This window comes from Proteus sp. G2669 (assembly GCF_009915245.1).
Taxonomy (GTDB): Bacteria; Pseudomonadota; Gammaproteobacteria; order Enterobacterales; family Enterobacteriaceae; genus Proteus.
Map to the genome: position 1 here is coordinate 24,118 of NZ_JAABLX010000039.1, position 16,005 is coordinate 40,122.

Sequence of the window (16,005 nt, forward strand, 5' to 3'; positions counted from 1 at the left end):
TTGAAGAAATCGACGATAACGTGCCTTTTTTTGATGTTTAAATAACCACCATAAAGATATGGATAATGGAATTTTCAAATGAATACAAAAGTTAAGGTATAAAAAGAGACGTTAGCGTAATAAAACAGACTCTGATCATTAGATGATGAAAATTTCATCTTAAAACAATCGTTCTAAAGTTGAAGGCGTTAAGAAAGAGATAAAAATCTTAGGCGGGTAGAAATAAAAATGGATGGAAAACCACCCATTTTTCAGAAGCGATTTTGATCTTAATTTTTGCTATAAAATGCTTTAATTTTAAATAGATGTTCAGAGAGACTCTTAAATTTATGCGTCTGCACTTCATCCCAAATCACCGAATAATAAGGTGATAATTCATCAGCAGAACGCTGATTATCTAAGCTCTCATCATTGCGGGATAAAATCACTAAAGCATTATCTTTATTTTTAGAACGAAAATCTTTAATACATTTCGTTGCGATATCTAAATACTCTTCAGGCCTGTCGATCTTATCAGTCATGTTTTCATAAGGAAAAAGATTAGGATTAATCATTACCTGACGAATATTACATAAGAAACCAATACGCTCTGCCCAATATCCCCCTAACCCAACACCGCAAATTAATACGGGCTCTTTAGTGGATTTAATCACTTTATCCGTTTCTTTCAGCAAATGTTGCATATCATGACGAGGATGCAAGGTACTGTAACTTAGAAAACGAACATCAGGATCAATAAACTGTAGCTGTAAAACCTTCTCATGATTTCCAGGACTTGTGGAATCAAAACCATGTAAATATATAATCATGCGCGCTCCTGCCATTGCTCCTGTAATTGGGTCAGCAACTGATTCGCTTTTTTCCAGCGATCAGAAGTTTGTAGCTCACTCAATGTGTAACGACCACGGTGATGGTACAATGTGGAAATACGTTCTGCTTTGACTGAGGACAGGTTATCTAACACACTCACAGCACCTTTTCGGTTATTACACACTAAAAGCATATCACAACCCGCATCAAGGGAGCGCTGCGCTCTTTCTGCGTAACTTCCCATAATAGCAGCACCTTCCATGGATAAATCATCAGAGAAAATAACGCCTTGGAAACCAAGTTGTTCTCGTAGAATTGATTTCAACCAGTAGGATGAACCACTTGCTGGACGATCATCAACTTGAGAATAGATAACATGGGCTGGCATAATCGCATCTAATAATTGACGCTGAATAAAATCTTTAAAAATTGACATATCACGTTGGCGAATATCATTTAAAGAGCGATCGTCACGAGGAGTTTCTTTGTGAGAATCAGCTCTTACAGCCCCATGTCCTGGGAAGTGTTTACCTGTTGATTTCATACCCGCTGAACGCATGCCTTTAATAAAGCTTTCTGCCATTGTCATCGCAATTTCAGGAGAATCATGGAAAGAACGCTCACCAATCGCAATACAGTTATGGCCTAAATCAAGAACTGGTGCAAAACTGATATCAATATCCATAGCAATCATTTCTGACGCCATTAACCATCCTGCTTCTTGTGCTAAATGGCTAGCTTGATAGCTTTCATTTAATGCTGCATAGGATTGCGCCGCGGGTATCCGTGTAAAACCATCGCGGAAACGTTGTACCCGCCCACCTTCTTGGTCGACGGCAATCACCAGTCGTTCATGAGATGCATCACGAATTTGACGGACTAATTCATTTAATTGTTCAGCATCGTGGAAGTTGCGGGTAAAAAGGATTAATCCACCGACAAGAGGATGTTTTAAAATTTCACGCTCTTCACTATCGAGTTCATATCCTTCAACATCAAGCATTACTGGACCCATAACATTCCTCTCTTTGTAATTGTGACAAGATAATGTCTTTAATTCGTCAGACTAAAATAACGACGTAAAGGTTCAGACATTATTAAAAATGATCCATTTTTTGTTTGTTGCCAACGGACTTCATACCACATTAGCATCATATAAAAAATGAATGGTTCTCTTGAAAGAATACGCTTTCTTAACTCTCTGGCAGAATAAGAGTAAACCTCTTTTTGCTTTGTATAATGACAATGATACGCACAATAATAATCTAAAAATGCCGTTTGTTGCGTTTCATCTAATTGATTTGTGGCAAAGAACGTCATTAATGAATCAGCCGTATCAATATCTGCCGCATATTCCCAATCGATAAATTTTATACCTGAATCACTAAGAAGAATATTCTCAACGTGCAAATCCATGTGAGCTGGCGCGTATTTTATGAGATTTCGTTGAGGTTGACGTAAAAAATGTTGTTGTAAGCGTAGCCATTTAGCGGATAACCGTTTTCTATCGATCCTTTGCCAATAAAGAGATAACTCATGATTTAAATTAAGAGGAAAACCAAACGGTGTTTGCTGATGTAACGTTGCTATTTTTTCAGCTAATGGCTTTAAATAGGCACTAAAAAGTGATTGATGGGTAAGGTGCTCACCGGGTAACCAGTGAAGAAAAAACCATTCTCCATAGCGTGTTGCAACTTCAGGGGATAAATCACAACCTGCCAGCTGTTTTAAAATGGCGTATTCTTTTCTTCCGTGTACATAAAGTCCTTTTCTTTCATCTCCGTAGTAGCGAGCAATCCAATCAATATCAGCATATTGCACACGAAAAGAACCGCCGCCTAATCCTGTTAATGCTGTTATCCTCCATTTACTTAATGCCTTTGCAGGAAAAAGTGTTTGCAAGGCATTAAGTAAACTTGAGTCATACCGATCACTCAACCTTGTTGCGTCCATTCCAAAGAATTTCGCCAGAAGAAACTGACATTAGTTGCATACTAATAACACGGTTATCTTTTTTGCCATCAACCGTTGAGAATAAAATATAATCTGCTGTTAAATGACGCGCTAACCCAATAGCAGCACTACGAAGACCTAAACTGTCCTCTCCTGATAAACCAAGCGCTTTTCGTGCTGACATCATTTGTGCGTAAGGTACAGTTTGCAATGAACTAATACTATTAACTGATTCTATAATTGTATTGGTTGCATTTACTGCTTGGATGTTTCCACCTGAATTATTTTTGACATTATCAATAACAATTAATTTACCCGTTTCTAAATCGTCAGTGACTGCCATATCTCTAATTAAAGGTGTCACCACATTATTCCAATTAATACTGGTGATTTTAGGTGGAGTTGGTACTACTTCAATTGGTGGTTCTATGGGTTTAGGTGGCTCTACCGGCTCAATGGGTGTAACCGGCTCCACAGGTACGGGCGGTTGTTGTGGCAACATAGACGGACAACCCGCTAATAAAAACACAGACATCGCCACAAATAGAAGTCTTTTCATACTCGCGTTACCTTATCCTAAGTAAAAAGATAAACTCTGACATAACTAATGGTTTTATCTGGAACATCGGCGCTAATTTCCGTATCTCCATCACCAAGGATAGTCACATCATTTACATGTCCAGCAGGAGATACTTCAAGCCCTTGTTCGTTATACCAATAAAAGCGATAGCGAATTGAAACAGGGTAAGATTGTGTATTTGACAGCATAACTGTCGCTCTTGTGCCGTTAGTATGGTGTTCAAGGATCGGTTGTCCCGCCACAATTCCCACGGCTAAGACCGAAGGCTCCATAATAATAGCCTGCTGACGATTAAAATAGAGTTTATTATCTGAATGAGATGATAAACACCCAGAGAGCAATGTCGTCATACACATAGCGATAAGTAATGAGTAAATAGCCTTACTTTGTCTTATCATGTATTACTTCCTGTTATCTCGCTTTTAGCATCATATCGATCATTGACTTAATAATGGCCCTAATGGTTTTCCACCTAATAAATGCATGTGAATATGGAAAACTTCTTGTCCACCATGTTTATTGCAGTTCATCACTAGACGATAACCATCTTCAGCAATACCTTCTTGTTGAGCTATTTTTGCGGCAACAACAAACAGGTGTCCTAACACTTGTTCATCTTCAACAGTAACATCATTCACCGTAGGAATAAGTTTATTAGGAATAATCAAAATATGCGTGGGTGCTTGTGGCGAAATATCACGAAATGCAGTGACTGTATCATCTTGAAAAACAATGTTAGCCGGAATTTCACCACGAATAATTTTACTGAAAATTGTTTCTTCTGCCATTTCCATCACCTTATTATTTATTTTAATTCCTGATTAATTCAATTAAGCAGGTAAGTTTTGAATATGAAAGAGCTTAGCAAAATTGCGCGTTGTTTGTTGCGCTAACTCTTCAACACTCACCCCTTTTAATACAGCCATATATTCCGCAACGTCACGAACATAAGCAGGTTGATTTTCTTTGCCACGATGAGGAACTGGCGCTAAATATGGGGAATCTGTTTCAACTAAAATTCTATCAAGAGGAACAATACGTGCAGCTTCTCTAATTTGTTCTGCATTTCTAAATGTCACAATACCTGAAAAAGAGATATACATTCCAAGATCTAGTAATGCTGTTGCCGTTTCTTTATCTTCAGTAAAACAATGTAATACACCACCACAATCTTGCACGTTCTCTTCTTTTAAAATCGATAACGTATCTTCGCGTGCGCTACGAGTATGCACGATAACGGGTTTGTTAACTTGTCGGCCAATACGGATATGTTCACGGAAAATTTCACGCTGTAATGCTGCATTTTCTTGCTGGTAATAGTAATCTAGCCCTGTTTCACCTAACGCCACAACATCAGGCGCAGCAGCTAAGTGCGCTAATTCTTCAACGTCGTACCCTTCGTCTAAATTCAAGGGATGAATACCACAAGAGAATGCAATATTGTCACGTTTGCCGATAAGTTCACGCATATTCTTGAACCCCGGCAAAGTTGTTGCTACAGCTAACATATATTGAACATCACGCTGCTGTGCTTTTTCGACAACATCATCAATATTTTCATGTAGTTTTTCATAATCTAAGCTGTCGAGATGGCAGTGTGAATCAACTAAAAACATAACGTACTCTCATTTATCTGGTATGACTTATAGGTGTTTTTTATTACAGCTAGCTCACAATTAAATTTGTGTTGCTAATTAATGTTATATTGCTAACTGATTTTCCCAATCTAGCAACTGTTCTGCTAGTAATAATTCTTTATTCAGGGCTGGAATGGTCATTAGTTGATAACGACACTGTTTCCATCCATCAATAATGGCTAACACAATATTTGAAGGTGATTGTGATAACGCCATAATTAAAGGTTGTTGATCTTGGTTGATACAATAAGCTTGTGCATTTGTTTGATACTTTAATGCATCGAGTAAAAGTGATAGCAACCAATACAAGCGACGATCTACATTATCTTGATTTAACTGCGGAAGAAATCCAAATAAATCACGTTGTTGCAAACTTGAATATAACGCTTGGCAAAAAGTTTCTCTTTCTTGCCATTCATCTTTCAGTAATGAAAGCGCCGCTATTGGTGCATTCTGTGATAAATTCAACGCAGTTACACTATTAGCATAAGGGACATTCGGCAACTGCTGTTGTATCCAGTGTATAGCATGCTGATGATCAGGCGTGGCTAAATGATAATAAAAACAACGGCTACGCAAAGTGGCTAACAAAACTTCAGGTTGCTGGCAATTAAGTAAAAAATACGTATTTTTAGGCGGCTCTTCTAACGTTTTGAGCAATGCATTTGCAGCAGCCTCAGTTAAGGCTTCAACCTCTTTTATCCAAACGACTCTTGCACCGCTTTGCTGGGCATGTTGCTCCAGTTTCTCTGTCACTTTTCTAACGGCTTCTACGCCAATAGATGTCTTGCCCTTTTCATTTTGTAAAAGATGCCAATCAGGATGTGTTTCAGCAAGCATCAAGCGACAACTGTGGCACTCATTACAGCTTTTTAATCCCTGTTTATTCTGACACATTAACCAACGACTTAATCCATAAGAGAGAGCATCAGCCCCCATTCCTTCGGTTGCATGTAAAAGCAGAGCATGATGACCTCGTCCTTCTTGATACATGCTAATAAGTTGCCGATATGCCTGATTTAGCCAAGGATACCAATTCATAATGCTTTATTTTCCTGCTGGGCTAGCCATGTAGTGAGTGCTTGGCGAATATCCGCTTGAACTTTATCGATAGTTTGAGATGCATCTATTGTAATAATAGAGTCATCACCTTTGGTCAATGCCTGATAACGTTCACGTGTACGATAAAAAAAGTCCATTGACTCTTTTTCAATTCGGTCTAATTCACCTCTAGCACGTGCTCTTGCCAGCCCTATAGCTGGATCTAAATCAAGATATAACGTTAAGTCTGGACGAAAATCACCAAGAACCGTATTACGAAGTGACAGCATAAGATCTTTATCTAAGCCACGGCCACCACCTTGATAGGCTTGTGAAGAGAGATCGTGTCTATCGCCAATTACCCATTTACCTTCTGCTAGCGCGGGTTTAATCACGTTCTCAACAAGCTGAACACGCGCAGCATATAGCATTAACAGCTCCGCTTTATCGGTAACTTTCTCCCCCTCAATACCTTGCTTAATAAGCTCTCGTAATTTTTCGGCAAGTGGGGTGCCACCCGGTTCACGGGTAAATGCTAAGTTGGTGATGTTTTTTTCTTTTAATGTATTAATAACGGTTTGAATTGCACTGGTTTTTCCAGCGCCTTCTAATCCTTCAATTACAATAAATTTACTGTTATTCATAATTATCTTTGTTGTAAGCGTCGATATTGTGCGACAGCTTTATTATGTTCATTAAGTGTGGTTGAAAATTTATGACCACCCGTTCCATCCGCAACAAAATAGAGATAACGTGTATCTGCTGGATGTGCGGCGGCTCTGATTGAAGCAACACTAGGCATTGCAATTGGTGTTGGTGGCAATCCATCGATTTGATACGTGTTATAAGGGGTATAACCATTTAAATCACTGCGATAAATTGTACCTCTGTATTTATCACCTAAGCCATAAATCACGGTAGGATCGGTCTGTAATCTCATATTTGTTTTTAGTCGATTAATAAATACAGACGCGACCTTTGTTCTTTCTGCATCAATACCCGTCTCTTTTTCAATAATTGATGCCATGATAAGCATTTCATAAGCCGATTTATACGGTAGGTCACTATCGCGTTTAATCCACTCTTCTTCTAATGTTTTTTCCATTTGTTGGTAAGCACGCTTTAAAATTGCGACATCTGTTGTACCTGCCGTGTAATGGTATGTATCTGGTGCAAACCAACCTTCTAGGTTAGCAATTTCAGGTTTTATCCCTATTTCTTCACGTAATTTGTCGCTATCCATTGTATGTGCGACAGTCGTAAGTTGCGGAGCTTGTTCAAAAATAGATTGCCAGTCTTGTAAACGGCTACCTTCAATAAAACGGATCGTAAATTGAGCCTCTTTACCACTTTTGATCAACAATAAAACGTCACGTAAAGACATACCTTTTGTTAAGCGATATGTACCTGCTTTAAATTGGCTAAGCTCTGGTTTTACTTTTAGTAAAATTTGAAAATAATCGCCTTGGTTAAGTAGATTATTGTTTATTAGCAGTTGTTCCATGGCTACGCGCCCTGTTCCTGCCGGCACTGTGAGTAGCATTTCATCTTGCTTTACAACAACATTTTCTTCTAAACCACGAATATGTTGCATCATATACAACGCAATTGCACCGATACTAATTAATAAGGCAAAAAAAACTATCCATACTATTTTTTTTATCTTCATTTATAACTCATCAAATTCTATTTAAGTGACAAACTGTGTTGTAAAACAACATGATAATACTCTCTGCTCGAATATTGATAGCACTTATCATCCGAGAAAGTGATACATGAAACAGGAAGTACAGGCATTAAACTATTTGTTAACCAAACTTCATCTGCTTGATAAAGCGTTTCCGGCTTTTCTCTCACAATAACAATTTTCCAATGCAATTTTTGTGCTAATTGAATAATTGATTGGCGCATAATGCCATTTACGCCAGAATCAGTCAGATCTGGTGTGAAAAGTGTATTCCCTTTACGCCAAAAAAGATTTGCCGCATTTGCTTCAACTAAATATCCTTCATTATCACACACTAAAACATCATCAAATTCTGTTTTTTCTAAATGGTGCTTAATAAGAACCTGCTCCAAACGATTTAAGTGCTTAATTCCCGCTAGTTGTGGATTTTTGCCTAAAGTAATAGGGCTGATAGCCAGTGATATACCTTCACTTTGCTGGTGGGAGTAATGGGCAGGATAGGATGACAATGAGGTTATAACTGTTGGCGTAATAAATCCATTTGAAGAATAACCACGACCACCATAACCCCGACTGATGATAATTTTAATAACACCTTTTGCTTGGGTGTCAGAAGCGATATCTATAATGTGTTTTTTTAAATCAGACCAATTTGGATGAGGGAGAAAAAGTGCCTCACAGCCTTGTTTTAAACGATTAAGGTGTGCGGATAGCATAGAGGGCTTGCCCTGTTCTATAGCAAGGGTAGTAAAGCAGCCATCGCCAAACTGTATCGCTCGGTCACTTGCATCTACATTTTGTTGCTGTTGTCCATTTACCCAATGCATCTAACACACCCTACATCTATGTTATTGATATCAATCTGCACATGATAAAACAACTGGCAGTAAAAGGACAAAATAAAAGACCCAGAATAATCCTGGGTCTTTAAGTATTTTTCAACTTTCTACAAAAAACGGTTTAAACGCGCTTAAAGAGAATTGAACCATTAGTACCACCAAAGCCAAATGAGTTACACAGAGCATATTCCATGTTCTCAACTTTACGTGCTTTATGTGGAACAAAATCAAGATGACAATTTTCGTCTTGATTATCAAGGTTAATTGTTGGAGGTACGATTTGGTCACGCAGAGAAAGAATAGTAAAGATAGACTCAATGGCTCCAGCAGCGCCTAATAAATGGCCTGTCATAGATTTTGTTGAGCTAACTAATACATCAGTGCCTTTACCAAATACGTTTTCTACCGCTTGTGCTTCAGCAACATCACCCGCATTCGTTGATGTACCATGTGCGTTGATATAACCCACTTGAGATGCATCAATACCCGCATCTTTTAGTGCATTTGTCATCGCTAGCGCACCGCCTTCGCCATTTTCTGCTGGTGAAGTCATGTGATAAGCATCGCTGCTCATACCAAAACCCACTATTTCAGCATAGATTTTAGCACCACGTTTTTTAGCATGTTCGTATTCTTCAAGAACCAGAACACCCGCGCCATCACCTAACACGAAACCATCACGATCTTTATCCCATGGACGGCTAGCCGCTTGAGGGTTATCGTTACGTGTTGATAATGCACGAACTGCACCAAAGCCACCTAAACCTAATGGAGTAGTTGCTTTTTCGGCACCGCCTGCAAGCATTGCATCTGCATCGCCGTAAGCGATAATACGCGCAGCATGCCCAATATTATGGACACCTGATGTACATGCCGTTGCGATAGAAATTGTAGGGCCACGAAGACCATACATAATGCTTAAATGCCCAGCAACCATGTTAATGATGGTTGAAGGTACAAAGAATGGGCTAATTTTACGAGGGCCACCATTTGTCATTGACGTATGGTTTTCTTCGATAAGGCCTAAGCCACCAATACCAGAACCAATAGCAGCTCCGATGCGACTTGCATTGGCTTCTGTTACTTCAAGACCTGAATCCGCAATGGCTTGCACACCTGCCGCAATACCATATTGAATGAAAAGATCCATCTTACGCGCGTCTTTACGCGAAAGATTATAATCTTCATGATTGAAATTTTTTACCAATCCTGCGAATTTAGTCGCATGATGACTGGTGTCAAAATCTTCGATAAGGCCGATACCACTCTGTCCGGCACACACGGCTTCCCAAGAAGCTGTTGCGTTATTACCGACAGGAGATAACATGCCTAGTCCGGTCACAACTACACGACGCTTAGACACGCTTATCCTCCAAGGAGGGAAAAAGTTTAGGATTAAAAATATAGGCGGTCGAGTGACCGCCTAGATTAGCAAGTTTATTTACCTGCGTTTTCAACGTAATCAATAGCAGCTTGAACTGTAGTAATTTTTTCTGCTTCTTCGTCTGGGATTTCGATATCGAATTCTTCTTCCAGAGCCATTACCAGCTCAACTGTGTCAAGAGAATCAGCGCCTAAGTCATCAACAAATGAAGCTGAATTTACAACTTCTTCCTCTTTAACACCCAGTTGTTCAACAATGATTTTCTTAACGCGTTCGTCGATAGTGCTCATACTATTAAATTTCCTATCAAAACTCGCTTGCGCGATGATTTTCTTAGTTTATAAATACAGGAAAAGATCTAACCAATCCCGACTGTGTGGACTACTTTATTCGCTATATTTTGCATTATATTGTACGCAAAAAGCAAATATAAAGACGTCCCCATAATTAGATCATGTACATGCCACCATTGACATGCAATGTTTCACCCGTGATATAGCTCGCTTCATCAGAAGCTAAGAAGGCTACAGCACTGGCAATCTCTTTGGCATCACCTAAACGGTTAGCAGGAACTTGAGATAAAATACCTGCTCTTTGGTCATCTGTTAATGCTCTTGTCATATCAGTTTCGATAAAACCAGGTGCAACAACATTTACCGTAATGCCCCGGGAAGCAACTTCGCGTGCTAATGATTTACTAAAACCAATCACACCCGCTTTTGCCGCCGCGTAGTTTGCCTGTCCTGCGTTACCCATGGTTCCAACAACAGAACCAATGGTAATTATACGACCATAACGTTTTTTCATCATAGCACGCATAACTGCTTTAGACAGACGGAAGACTGATGAAAGATTTGTGTTGATGATATCTTGCCACTCATCATCTTTCATGCGCATCAACAGGTTATCACGAGTAATACCTGCATTATTGACCAAAATATCAATTTCGCCAAATTCAGCACGCACTTCAGCTAAAAATTTTTCGATAGAGTCGTTTTCTGTGACATTTAACACAAAACCCTTACTTTTACCGCTTAAATATTCGCTGATAGCTTGCGCACCGTTTTCACTCGTTGCTGTACCAATTACGGTTGCACCGCGCGCAACTAAATCCTCTGCAATCGCACGGCCAATGCCACGGCTTGCACCAGTAACTAGCGCTATTTTTCCGTCAAATCCCATGAGATCCCTCAGTCATTTCCTAATGCAGCATCTAATGAAGCAATATCATTAACTGCTGCAGCGTTCATTTCTTTAGAAATACGTTTTGTTAAACCAGTTAATACTTTTCCTGGACCGATTTCTAATAGTTGTGTGATGCCTTTTTCAGCGATAAATTCAACCGTTTCAGTCCAACGAACTGGGTTATAAAGCTGGCGAACTAACGCATCACGGATAGCATTTGCATCAGTTTGCGCTTTCACATCAACGTTATTAACGACCTGAATTTCAGGTTGTTTAAATTCAATTTCTTGTAATGCAACTGCAAGCTTATCAGCTGCTGGCTTCATTAAAGCACAATGCGAAGGCACGCTTACCGCTAATGGTAACGCACGTTTAGCACCAGCTTCTTTACATAAAACACCAGCACGTTCTACCGCCTCTTTGTTACCTGCGATAACAACTTGGCCTGGTGAATTAAAGTTTACAGGTGAAACAACTTGCCCTTGGGCAGCTTCTTCACAGGCTTTTGCAATAGCATCGTTATCTAAACCGATAATTGCATACATTGCACCTGTACCTGCTGGTACTGCTTCTTGCATCAGCTGACCGCGTAATTCTACTAATTTAATAGCTGCTGCGAAATCAATAACACCAGCACACACTAAAGCAGAATACTCACCAAGACTGTGACCTGCCATCATTTGTGGCATTTTGCCTTGCTTTTCTTGCCATACACGCCAAACAGCAACTGACGCTGCTAATAATGCTGGCTGTGTTTTCCATGTTTTGTTTAACTCTTCTTCTGGGCCATTTTGAACTAAATCCCACAGAGAGTAACCTAATACATCAGATGCTTGAGCAAATGTTTCAGTCACTATCGGATATTGCTCTGCAAGTTCTGCAAGCATTCCAACAGTTTGCGATCCCTGACCAGGGAAAACCATTGCAAAATCAGTCATGTTTATTTTCCTGATAATATTAAAAACGGATAAGTGCAGAACCCCAAGTAAAACCGCCACCAAACGCTTCCAGCAAGATTAACTGACCACGTTGAATGCGATTGTCTCTTACAGCTTCATCTAATGCTGTTGGGACTGATGCTGCTGACGTATTGCCGTGGCGATCTAATGTCACCACTACTTTATCCATTGTCATATCCAGCTTTTTCGCTGTCGCTGAAATAATTCTTAAATTTGCCTGATGAGGCACAAGCCAGTCCAGTTCAGATTTATCAATATTGTTAGCTTCGAGTGTCTCATCCACAATGTGGGCAAGTTCACGAACTGCGACTTTAAATACTTCATTTCCTGCCATGGTAACGTAAGCAGGTAAATCTTCATTTTCTTTACGCTGATAAGGTAATGCTAATAAATCACCAAAACGCCCATCAGAATGTAAATGTGTAGAAATAATACCTTCGTCTTCTGACGCACCTACAACTGCTGCACCTGCCGCATCACCAAATAAAATAATGGTGCCACGATCGTTAGGATCTAACGCATGGGATAATCGATCAGCACCGATAACAAGAGCATGCTTAACAGAACCTGCTTTAATAAATTGATCAGCAATGCTTAATGCATAAACAAAGCCAGAACATGCAGCAGCAACGTCAAATGCGATGCAATCATTGATACCTAACGCATTTTGAATCTGACATGCTGCGCTTGGAAATGCATGTGAGCCTGATGTTGTAGCAACAACAATCAATCCAATGTCTTGTTTATCAATACCAGACATTTCTAGTGCTTTTTCAGCCGCACCTGCGCCCATCACAGCAACAGTTTCTTCTTCTGTTGCAATCCGACGTTCATTAATACCTGTTCGGGTAACAATCCATTCGTCAGATGTTTCAACCATTTTTTCTAAATCGGCATTAGTTCGCACTTGTACAGGCAAGTAACTACCAGTACCTAAGATTTTTGTATACATTCTATCAATCGCTCTTGGGTAATACTGTTGTCAGTCGAGAAGCGATCCGTTCTGGGATTTTTCGCTCAACGGCATGAACAGCCTGTTCTATTGCTGCTGTAAACGCGCTTTCATTTGCGCCACCATGGCTCTTAATGACGATACCGCGTAATCCTAACAGAGAAGCACCGTTATACTGGTCGGGGTTCATGTGTCCAAAACGCTTAATTAGCCGTTTTTGTAACCACTTCTTCAATATTTTCATCCACCACGACGTTTTTTTATTTTCGGTAGTAGAAGATTTAATCAATGAAAGGAAAACTCGAATAACTCCTTCCATCGTTTTAAGGGAGACATTACCTGCGAAGCCGTCACACACCAATACATCTGTTTTGCCTGTCAGTAATTCATTACCTTCAACATAACCAATATAATTGATATTAGGTGTCGACTTTAATACTGTAGCGGCTTCGCGGATATTATCTAATCCTTTGCTCTCTTCTTCACCAATATTCAAAAGTGCTACTTTAGGTGAACTAATCCCTGCAATTTCTTCGGCCATCACTGCGCCCATCACGGCAAATTGTACTAACAGTTGACTATCACAGTTAACGTTAGCACCTAAATCAAGAACGACAGTCTTACCTTTTTTCTGGTTGGGTAATATTGAAACCAGTGCAGGGCGTTCAATTCCATCAATAGCATTAAGTCGCAGTTTTGCTAATCCCATTAATACACCAGTATTACCTGCACTTACACATGCTTGTGCTTCACCAGTTTTCACGAGATCAAGTGCCACTCGCATTGATGTGCCTTTACTGGCTCTAATACCATGTGAAGGTTTAGCATCATTGGCGACAATATGTTCTGCGGGTATAACGTGTAAACGGGAGATTAGCTCGGCATTTTGATCTGCAAGCAGAGGAGAGATAGCGTCTGGTTGACCTACCAGCAATATTTTTAAATGAGGATTAGATGCCAGCGCCCGCAAACAAGCAGGCACTGTGATGCGAGGACCGAAGTCCCCGCCCATCGCATCTAACGCTATGGTTAGATTTGTCAAGGTATCAACGAGCTATAAAGCTAATTACTTGTTGATAACCTTGCGACCACGGTAGTAACCGTCAGCAGTTACATGGTGACGCAGGTGAGTTTCACCAGAAGTTTTGTCAACTGAAACTTGAGTTACTGTCAGCGCGTCATGAGAACGACGCATACCGCGTTTAGAACGAGTTGGTTTGTTTTGTTGTACGGCCATTGACCTTACTCCTTAGTACTTTTCTTTAAACTGGCTAATACGGCAAATGGATTTGGTTTCTCTGATAATTCCTCAGGGAGTTCACCAAACACCATATCCGCGTCGGACACTTCACAGTGTTCAAAATCATGTACCGGAACTACCGGCAAGTTGAGGATTATTTCATCTTCAATCATTGCCAGCAAATCTATTTCACCAAATTCGTTTACATCGACTGGTTCATATTCTTCCGGTAATGCCTCGGCCCGTTCATCACTGACAACAGGGCTAAAACAATATGTTGCGTGAACATGATAAGGAAAATGGCCACCACAACGTTGACATTCTAAAGTGACATCCACATCGGAATGTCCTTTAATCACGGCAAGACGTTGATGGTCAATATCAAATGATAAAGCCACATCAATATTACTGTCCACACTGACCACCGATTCAGCTAAGCGGCTTACTTGCTCTGGAGAATAATGACCATCATAGTCTAAATTCTTTTGAGCTGCTCGCAGCGCATCAATGGTCAGGGGTAATTTTACCTTTTGCATAAGGCGCGCATATTATCTTTGTAATGGAATATAGTCAAAGAAAAAGGCGGGTTATCTACACCTTTCCACCAAAATTCGCTTTATCAGCGGCGCATAGTTTAGAATGTCAGGCATCATTTTGCTACGGATTTTAAAAAAAATATGTTGCCACTCGTTCTTGCGTCTACTTCACCCTTTCGAGCTCAGTTGCTGAAAAAGCTTGGAATGCCCTTTATACAGGCATCTCCCGATATTGACGAAACCCCGAAGCCCACTGAATGTGCTCAAGATCTTGTCACTCGCTTATCCTATGAAAAAGCGAGCGCTTTACAAGCAAAATTTCCACATCACCTTATTATTGGCTCTGATCAAGTTTGTGTATTAAATAAAAAAATCACGGGCAAGCCCCATAATTTTGATAATGCTTTCGCACAATTAAAGCAAGCTTCAGGACAATGTGTGTCGTTTTATACCGGATTAGCAGTATACAATAGTTTAACTTTAGAACATCAAACACATTGTGAATTATTTCAAGTATACTTTCGCCATTTAACTGATGATGAAATTACCCATTATTTAAATAAAGAAATGCCGTTCAATTGTGCGGGAAGTTTTAAGTCTGAAGGGTTAGGTATTACTCTTTTTGATAAATTGAAAGGCGATGATCCAAATTCTTTAATTGGTTTACCACTTATCCGATTGAATAAAATGTTACTCTCGCAAAGAATAAACCCATTATTTTTCTCTGATGATCAAAAATAACCCCGATCATCTTATTTTTAATCTTATGTAGCGATAAAGCGTATTATGAATAAACTAACATCCGTCTTAATAGCGTTAGTGATGGCAACAGCATTAGCAGGTTGTTCTGATGAGAAAGACTCAGAAATAGCCCAAACGACTAATACGGCCAATACTGTCCAAGACAGTGTAATTTCAAATAAAAAAGATGACAGCACATCTTCATTCAAAAAGAATTTTGTCAGTAGTTGCATATTAGGATCAGGTATTACTGATGATGCGCTCATTCCTCAAATTACAGAAGTGTGCGGATGCACCTACGACAGCATCATTAAAAATTATGGTATTACCGAATTTATTCGTGTTGATATGGAAATGCGCAAAAATGGTTCAAAATCACTGCCTAAAGAGTGGGATATTGATAACATCGTTGAGCAATGTATGACAAAGGTTGAAGGTTAATGACGTTTTTAAATTAACTG

At 39.6% G+C, this 16,005-nt stretch carries 21 protein-coding genes; 2 read left to right on the forward strand and 19 right to left on the reverse strand.

The genetic code is table 11. The features are described from left to right. Nucleotides 1–269: 269 nt before the first annotated feature. From ycfP to yceD, 19 genes are all read right to left on the reverse strand, one after another. Nucleotides 270–809, reverse strand: a complete 540-nt coding sequence (ycfP, locus tag GWI68_RS09970) for an alpha/beta hydrolase YcfP (RefSeq protein ID WP_109409372.1) — start codon at nucleotides 807–809, stop codon at nucleotides 270–272. Then, on the reverse strand, nucleotides 806–1,825 hold the full coding sequence (gene nagZ / locus GWI68_RS09975) for a beta-N-acetylhexosaminidase (RefSeq protein ID WP_072069890.1): 1,020 nt from the start codon (nucleotides 1,823–1,825) through the stop codon (nucleotides 806–808). The genes ycfP and nagZ overlap by 4 nt, the downstream gene beginning before the upstream one ends. Nucleotides 1,826–1,863: 38 nt before the next feature. Then, nucleotides 1,864–2,763: a phosphotransferase gene (locus GWI68_RS09980; RefSeq protein WP_166540171.1), complete on the reverse strand. Its 900-nt coding sequence runs from the start codon at nucleotides 2,761–2,763 to the stop codon at nucleotides 1,864–1,866. Continuing rightward, nucleotides 2,741–3,322, reverse strand: coding sequence for a penicillin-binding protein activator LpoB (locus GWI68_RS09985; protein ID WP_166540172.1), 582 nt, complete (start codon nucleotides 3,320–3,322; stop codon nucleotides 2,741–2,743). The genes GWI68_RS09980 and GWI68_RS09985 overlap by 23 nt, the downstream gene beginning before the upstream one ends. 17 nt (nucleotides 3,323–3,339) lie before the next feature. Then, entirely contained in the window at nucleotides 3,340–3,741 is a 402-nt protein-coding gene (locus GWI68_RS09990) for a YcfL family protein (RefSeq protein ID WP_072069893.1), read from the reverse strand. Nucleotides 3,742–3,780: 39 nt separating this feature from the next. Further along, complete coding sequence (gene hinT, locus GWI68_RS09995; protein WP_098943364.1) at nucleotides 3,781–4,131, reverse strand: purine nucleoside phosphoramidase; 351 nt, start codon at nucleotides 4,129–4,131, stop codon at nucleotides 3,781–3,783. A gap of 42 nt (nucleotides 4,132–4,173) precedes the next feature. Continuing rightward, complete coding sequence (locus GWI68_RS10000) at nucleotides 4,174–4,959, reverse strand: metal-dependent hydrolase (protein WP_166540173.1); 786 nt, start codon at nucleotides 4,957–4,959, stop codon at nucleotides 4,174–4,176. Between the two features lie 84 nt (nucleotides 4,960–5,043). Further along, nucleotides 5,044–6,021 (reverse strand): DNA polymerase III subunit delta', encoded by a 978-nt coding sequence (gene holB, locus GWI68_RS10005; protein ID WP_166540174.1) that lies wholly within the window; start codon nucleotides 6,019–6,021, stop codon nucleotides 5,044–5,046. After that, the gene (gene tmk / locus GWI68_RS10010; protein ID WP_166540175.1) at nucleotides 6,018–6,665 is read right to left on the reverse strand and encodes a dTMP kinase; all 648 of its coding nucleotides are present in this window, start codon (nucleotides 6,663–6,665) and stop codon (nucleotides 6,018–6,020) included. The genes holB and tmk overlap by 4 nt, the downstream gene beginning before the upstream one ends. 2 nt (nucleotides 6,666–6,667) lie before the next feature. Continuing rightward, complete coding sequence (gene mltG / locus GWI68_RS10015; RefSeq protein WP_166540176.1) at nucleotides 6,668–7,690, reverse strand: endolytic transglycosylase MltG; 1,023 nt, start codon at nucleotides 7,688–7,690, stop codon at nucleotides 6,668–6,670. Nucleotides 7,691–7,707: 17 nt separating this feature from the next. Then, the gene (gene pabC / locus GWI68_RS10020) at nucleotides 7,708–8,535 is read right to left on the reverse strand and encodes an aminodeoxychorismate lyase (RefSeq protein WP_166540177.1); all 828 of its coding nucleotides are present in this window, start codon (nucleotides 8,533–8,535) and stop codon (nucleotides 7,708–7,710) included. Between the two features lie 133 nt (nucleotides 8,536–8,668). Further along, on the reverse strand, nucleotides 8,669–9,910 hold the full coding sequence (fabF, locus tag GWI68_RS10025; RefSeq protein ID WP_166540178.1) for a beta-ketoacyl-ACP synthase II: 1,242 nt from the start codon (nucleotides 9,908–9,910) through the stop codon (nucleotides 8,669–8,671). A 74-nt stretch (nucleotides 9,911–9,984) separates the two neighbouring features. Beyond that, nucleotides 9,985–10,221, reverse strand: a complete 237-nt coding sequence (acpP, locus tag GWI68_RS10030) for an acyl carrier protein (RefSeq protein ID WP_004247087.1) — start codon at nucleotides 10,219–10,221, stop codon at nucleotides 9,985–9,987. A gap of 157 nt (nucleotides 10,222–10,378) precedes the next feature. Then, complete coding sequence (fabG, locus tag GWI68_RS10035) at nucleotides 10,379–11,113, reverse strand: 3-oxoacyl-ACP reductase FabG (protein ID WP_166540179.1); 735 nt, start codon at nucleotides 11,111–11,113, stop codon at nucleotides 10,379–10,381. A gap of 8 nt (nucleotides 11,114–11,121) precedes the next feature. Then, nucleotides 11,122–12,054, reverse strand: a complete 933-nt coding sequence (gene fabD / locus GWI68_RS10040; protein ID WP_166540180.1) for an ACP S-malonyltransferase — start codon at nucleotides 12,052–12,054, stop codon at nucleotides 11,122–11,124. Nucleotides 12,055–12,073: 19 nt separating this feature from the next. Then, complete coding sequence (locus GWI68_RS10045; protein WP_109409383.1) at nucleotides 12,074–13,027, reverse strand: beta-ketoacyl-ACP synthase III; 954 nt, start codon at nucleotides 13,025–13,027, stop codon at nucleotides 12,074–12,076. Nucleotides 13,028–13,031: 4 nt separating this feature from the next. Further along, nucleotides 13,032–14,069, reverse strand: coding sequence for a phosphate acyltransferase PlsX (gene plsX / locus GWI68_RS10050; protein ID WP_166540181.1), 1,038 nt, complete (start codon nucleotides 14,067–14,069; stop codon nucleotides 13,032–13,034). A 24-nt stretch (nucleotides 14,070–14,093) separates the two neighbouring features. Continuing rightward, on the reverse strand, nucleotides 14,094–14,264 hold the full coding sequence (gene rpmF, locus GWI68_RS10055; RefSeq protein ID WP_006537252.1) for a 50S ribosomal protein L32: 171 nt from the start codon (nucleotides 14,262–14,264) through the stop codon (nucleotides 14,094–14,096). A 5-nt stretch (nucleotides 14,265–14,269) separates the two neighbouring features. Continuing rightward, nucleotides 14,270–14,803: a 23S rRNA accumulation protein YceD gene (yceD, locus tag GWI68_RS10060; RefSeq protein WP_036937758.1), complete on the reverse strand. Its 534-nt coding sequence runs from the start codon at nucleotides 14,801–14,803 to the stop codon at nucleotides 14,270–14,272. Nucleotides 14,804–14,944: 141 nt separating this feature from the next. Between yceD and GWI68_RS10065 the strand changes: the two genes are divergently transcribed. Both GWI68_RS10065 and GWI68_RS10070 read left to right on the forward strand, forming a co-directional pair. Beyond that, nucleotides 14,945–15,544, forward strand: a complete 600-nt coding sequence (locus GWI68_RS10065; RefSeq protein WP_166540182.1) for a nucleoside triphosphate pyrophosphatase — start codon at nucleotides 14,945–14,947, stop codon at nucleotides 15,542–15,544. Nucleotides 15,545–15,589: 45 nt separating this feature from the next. Further along, a complete protein-coding gene (locus GWI68_RS10070; RefSeq protein WP_166540183.1) occupies nucleotides 15,590–15,985 on the forward strand; it encodes a hypothetical protein in 396 nt (131 codons plus the stop codon). Nucleotides 15,986–16,005 lie beyond the last annotated feature (20 nt).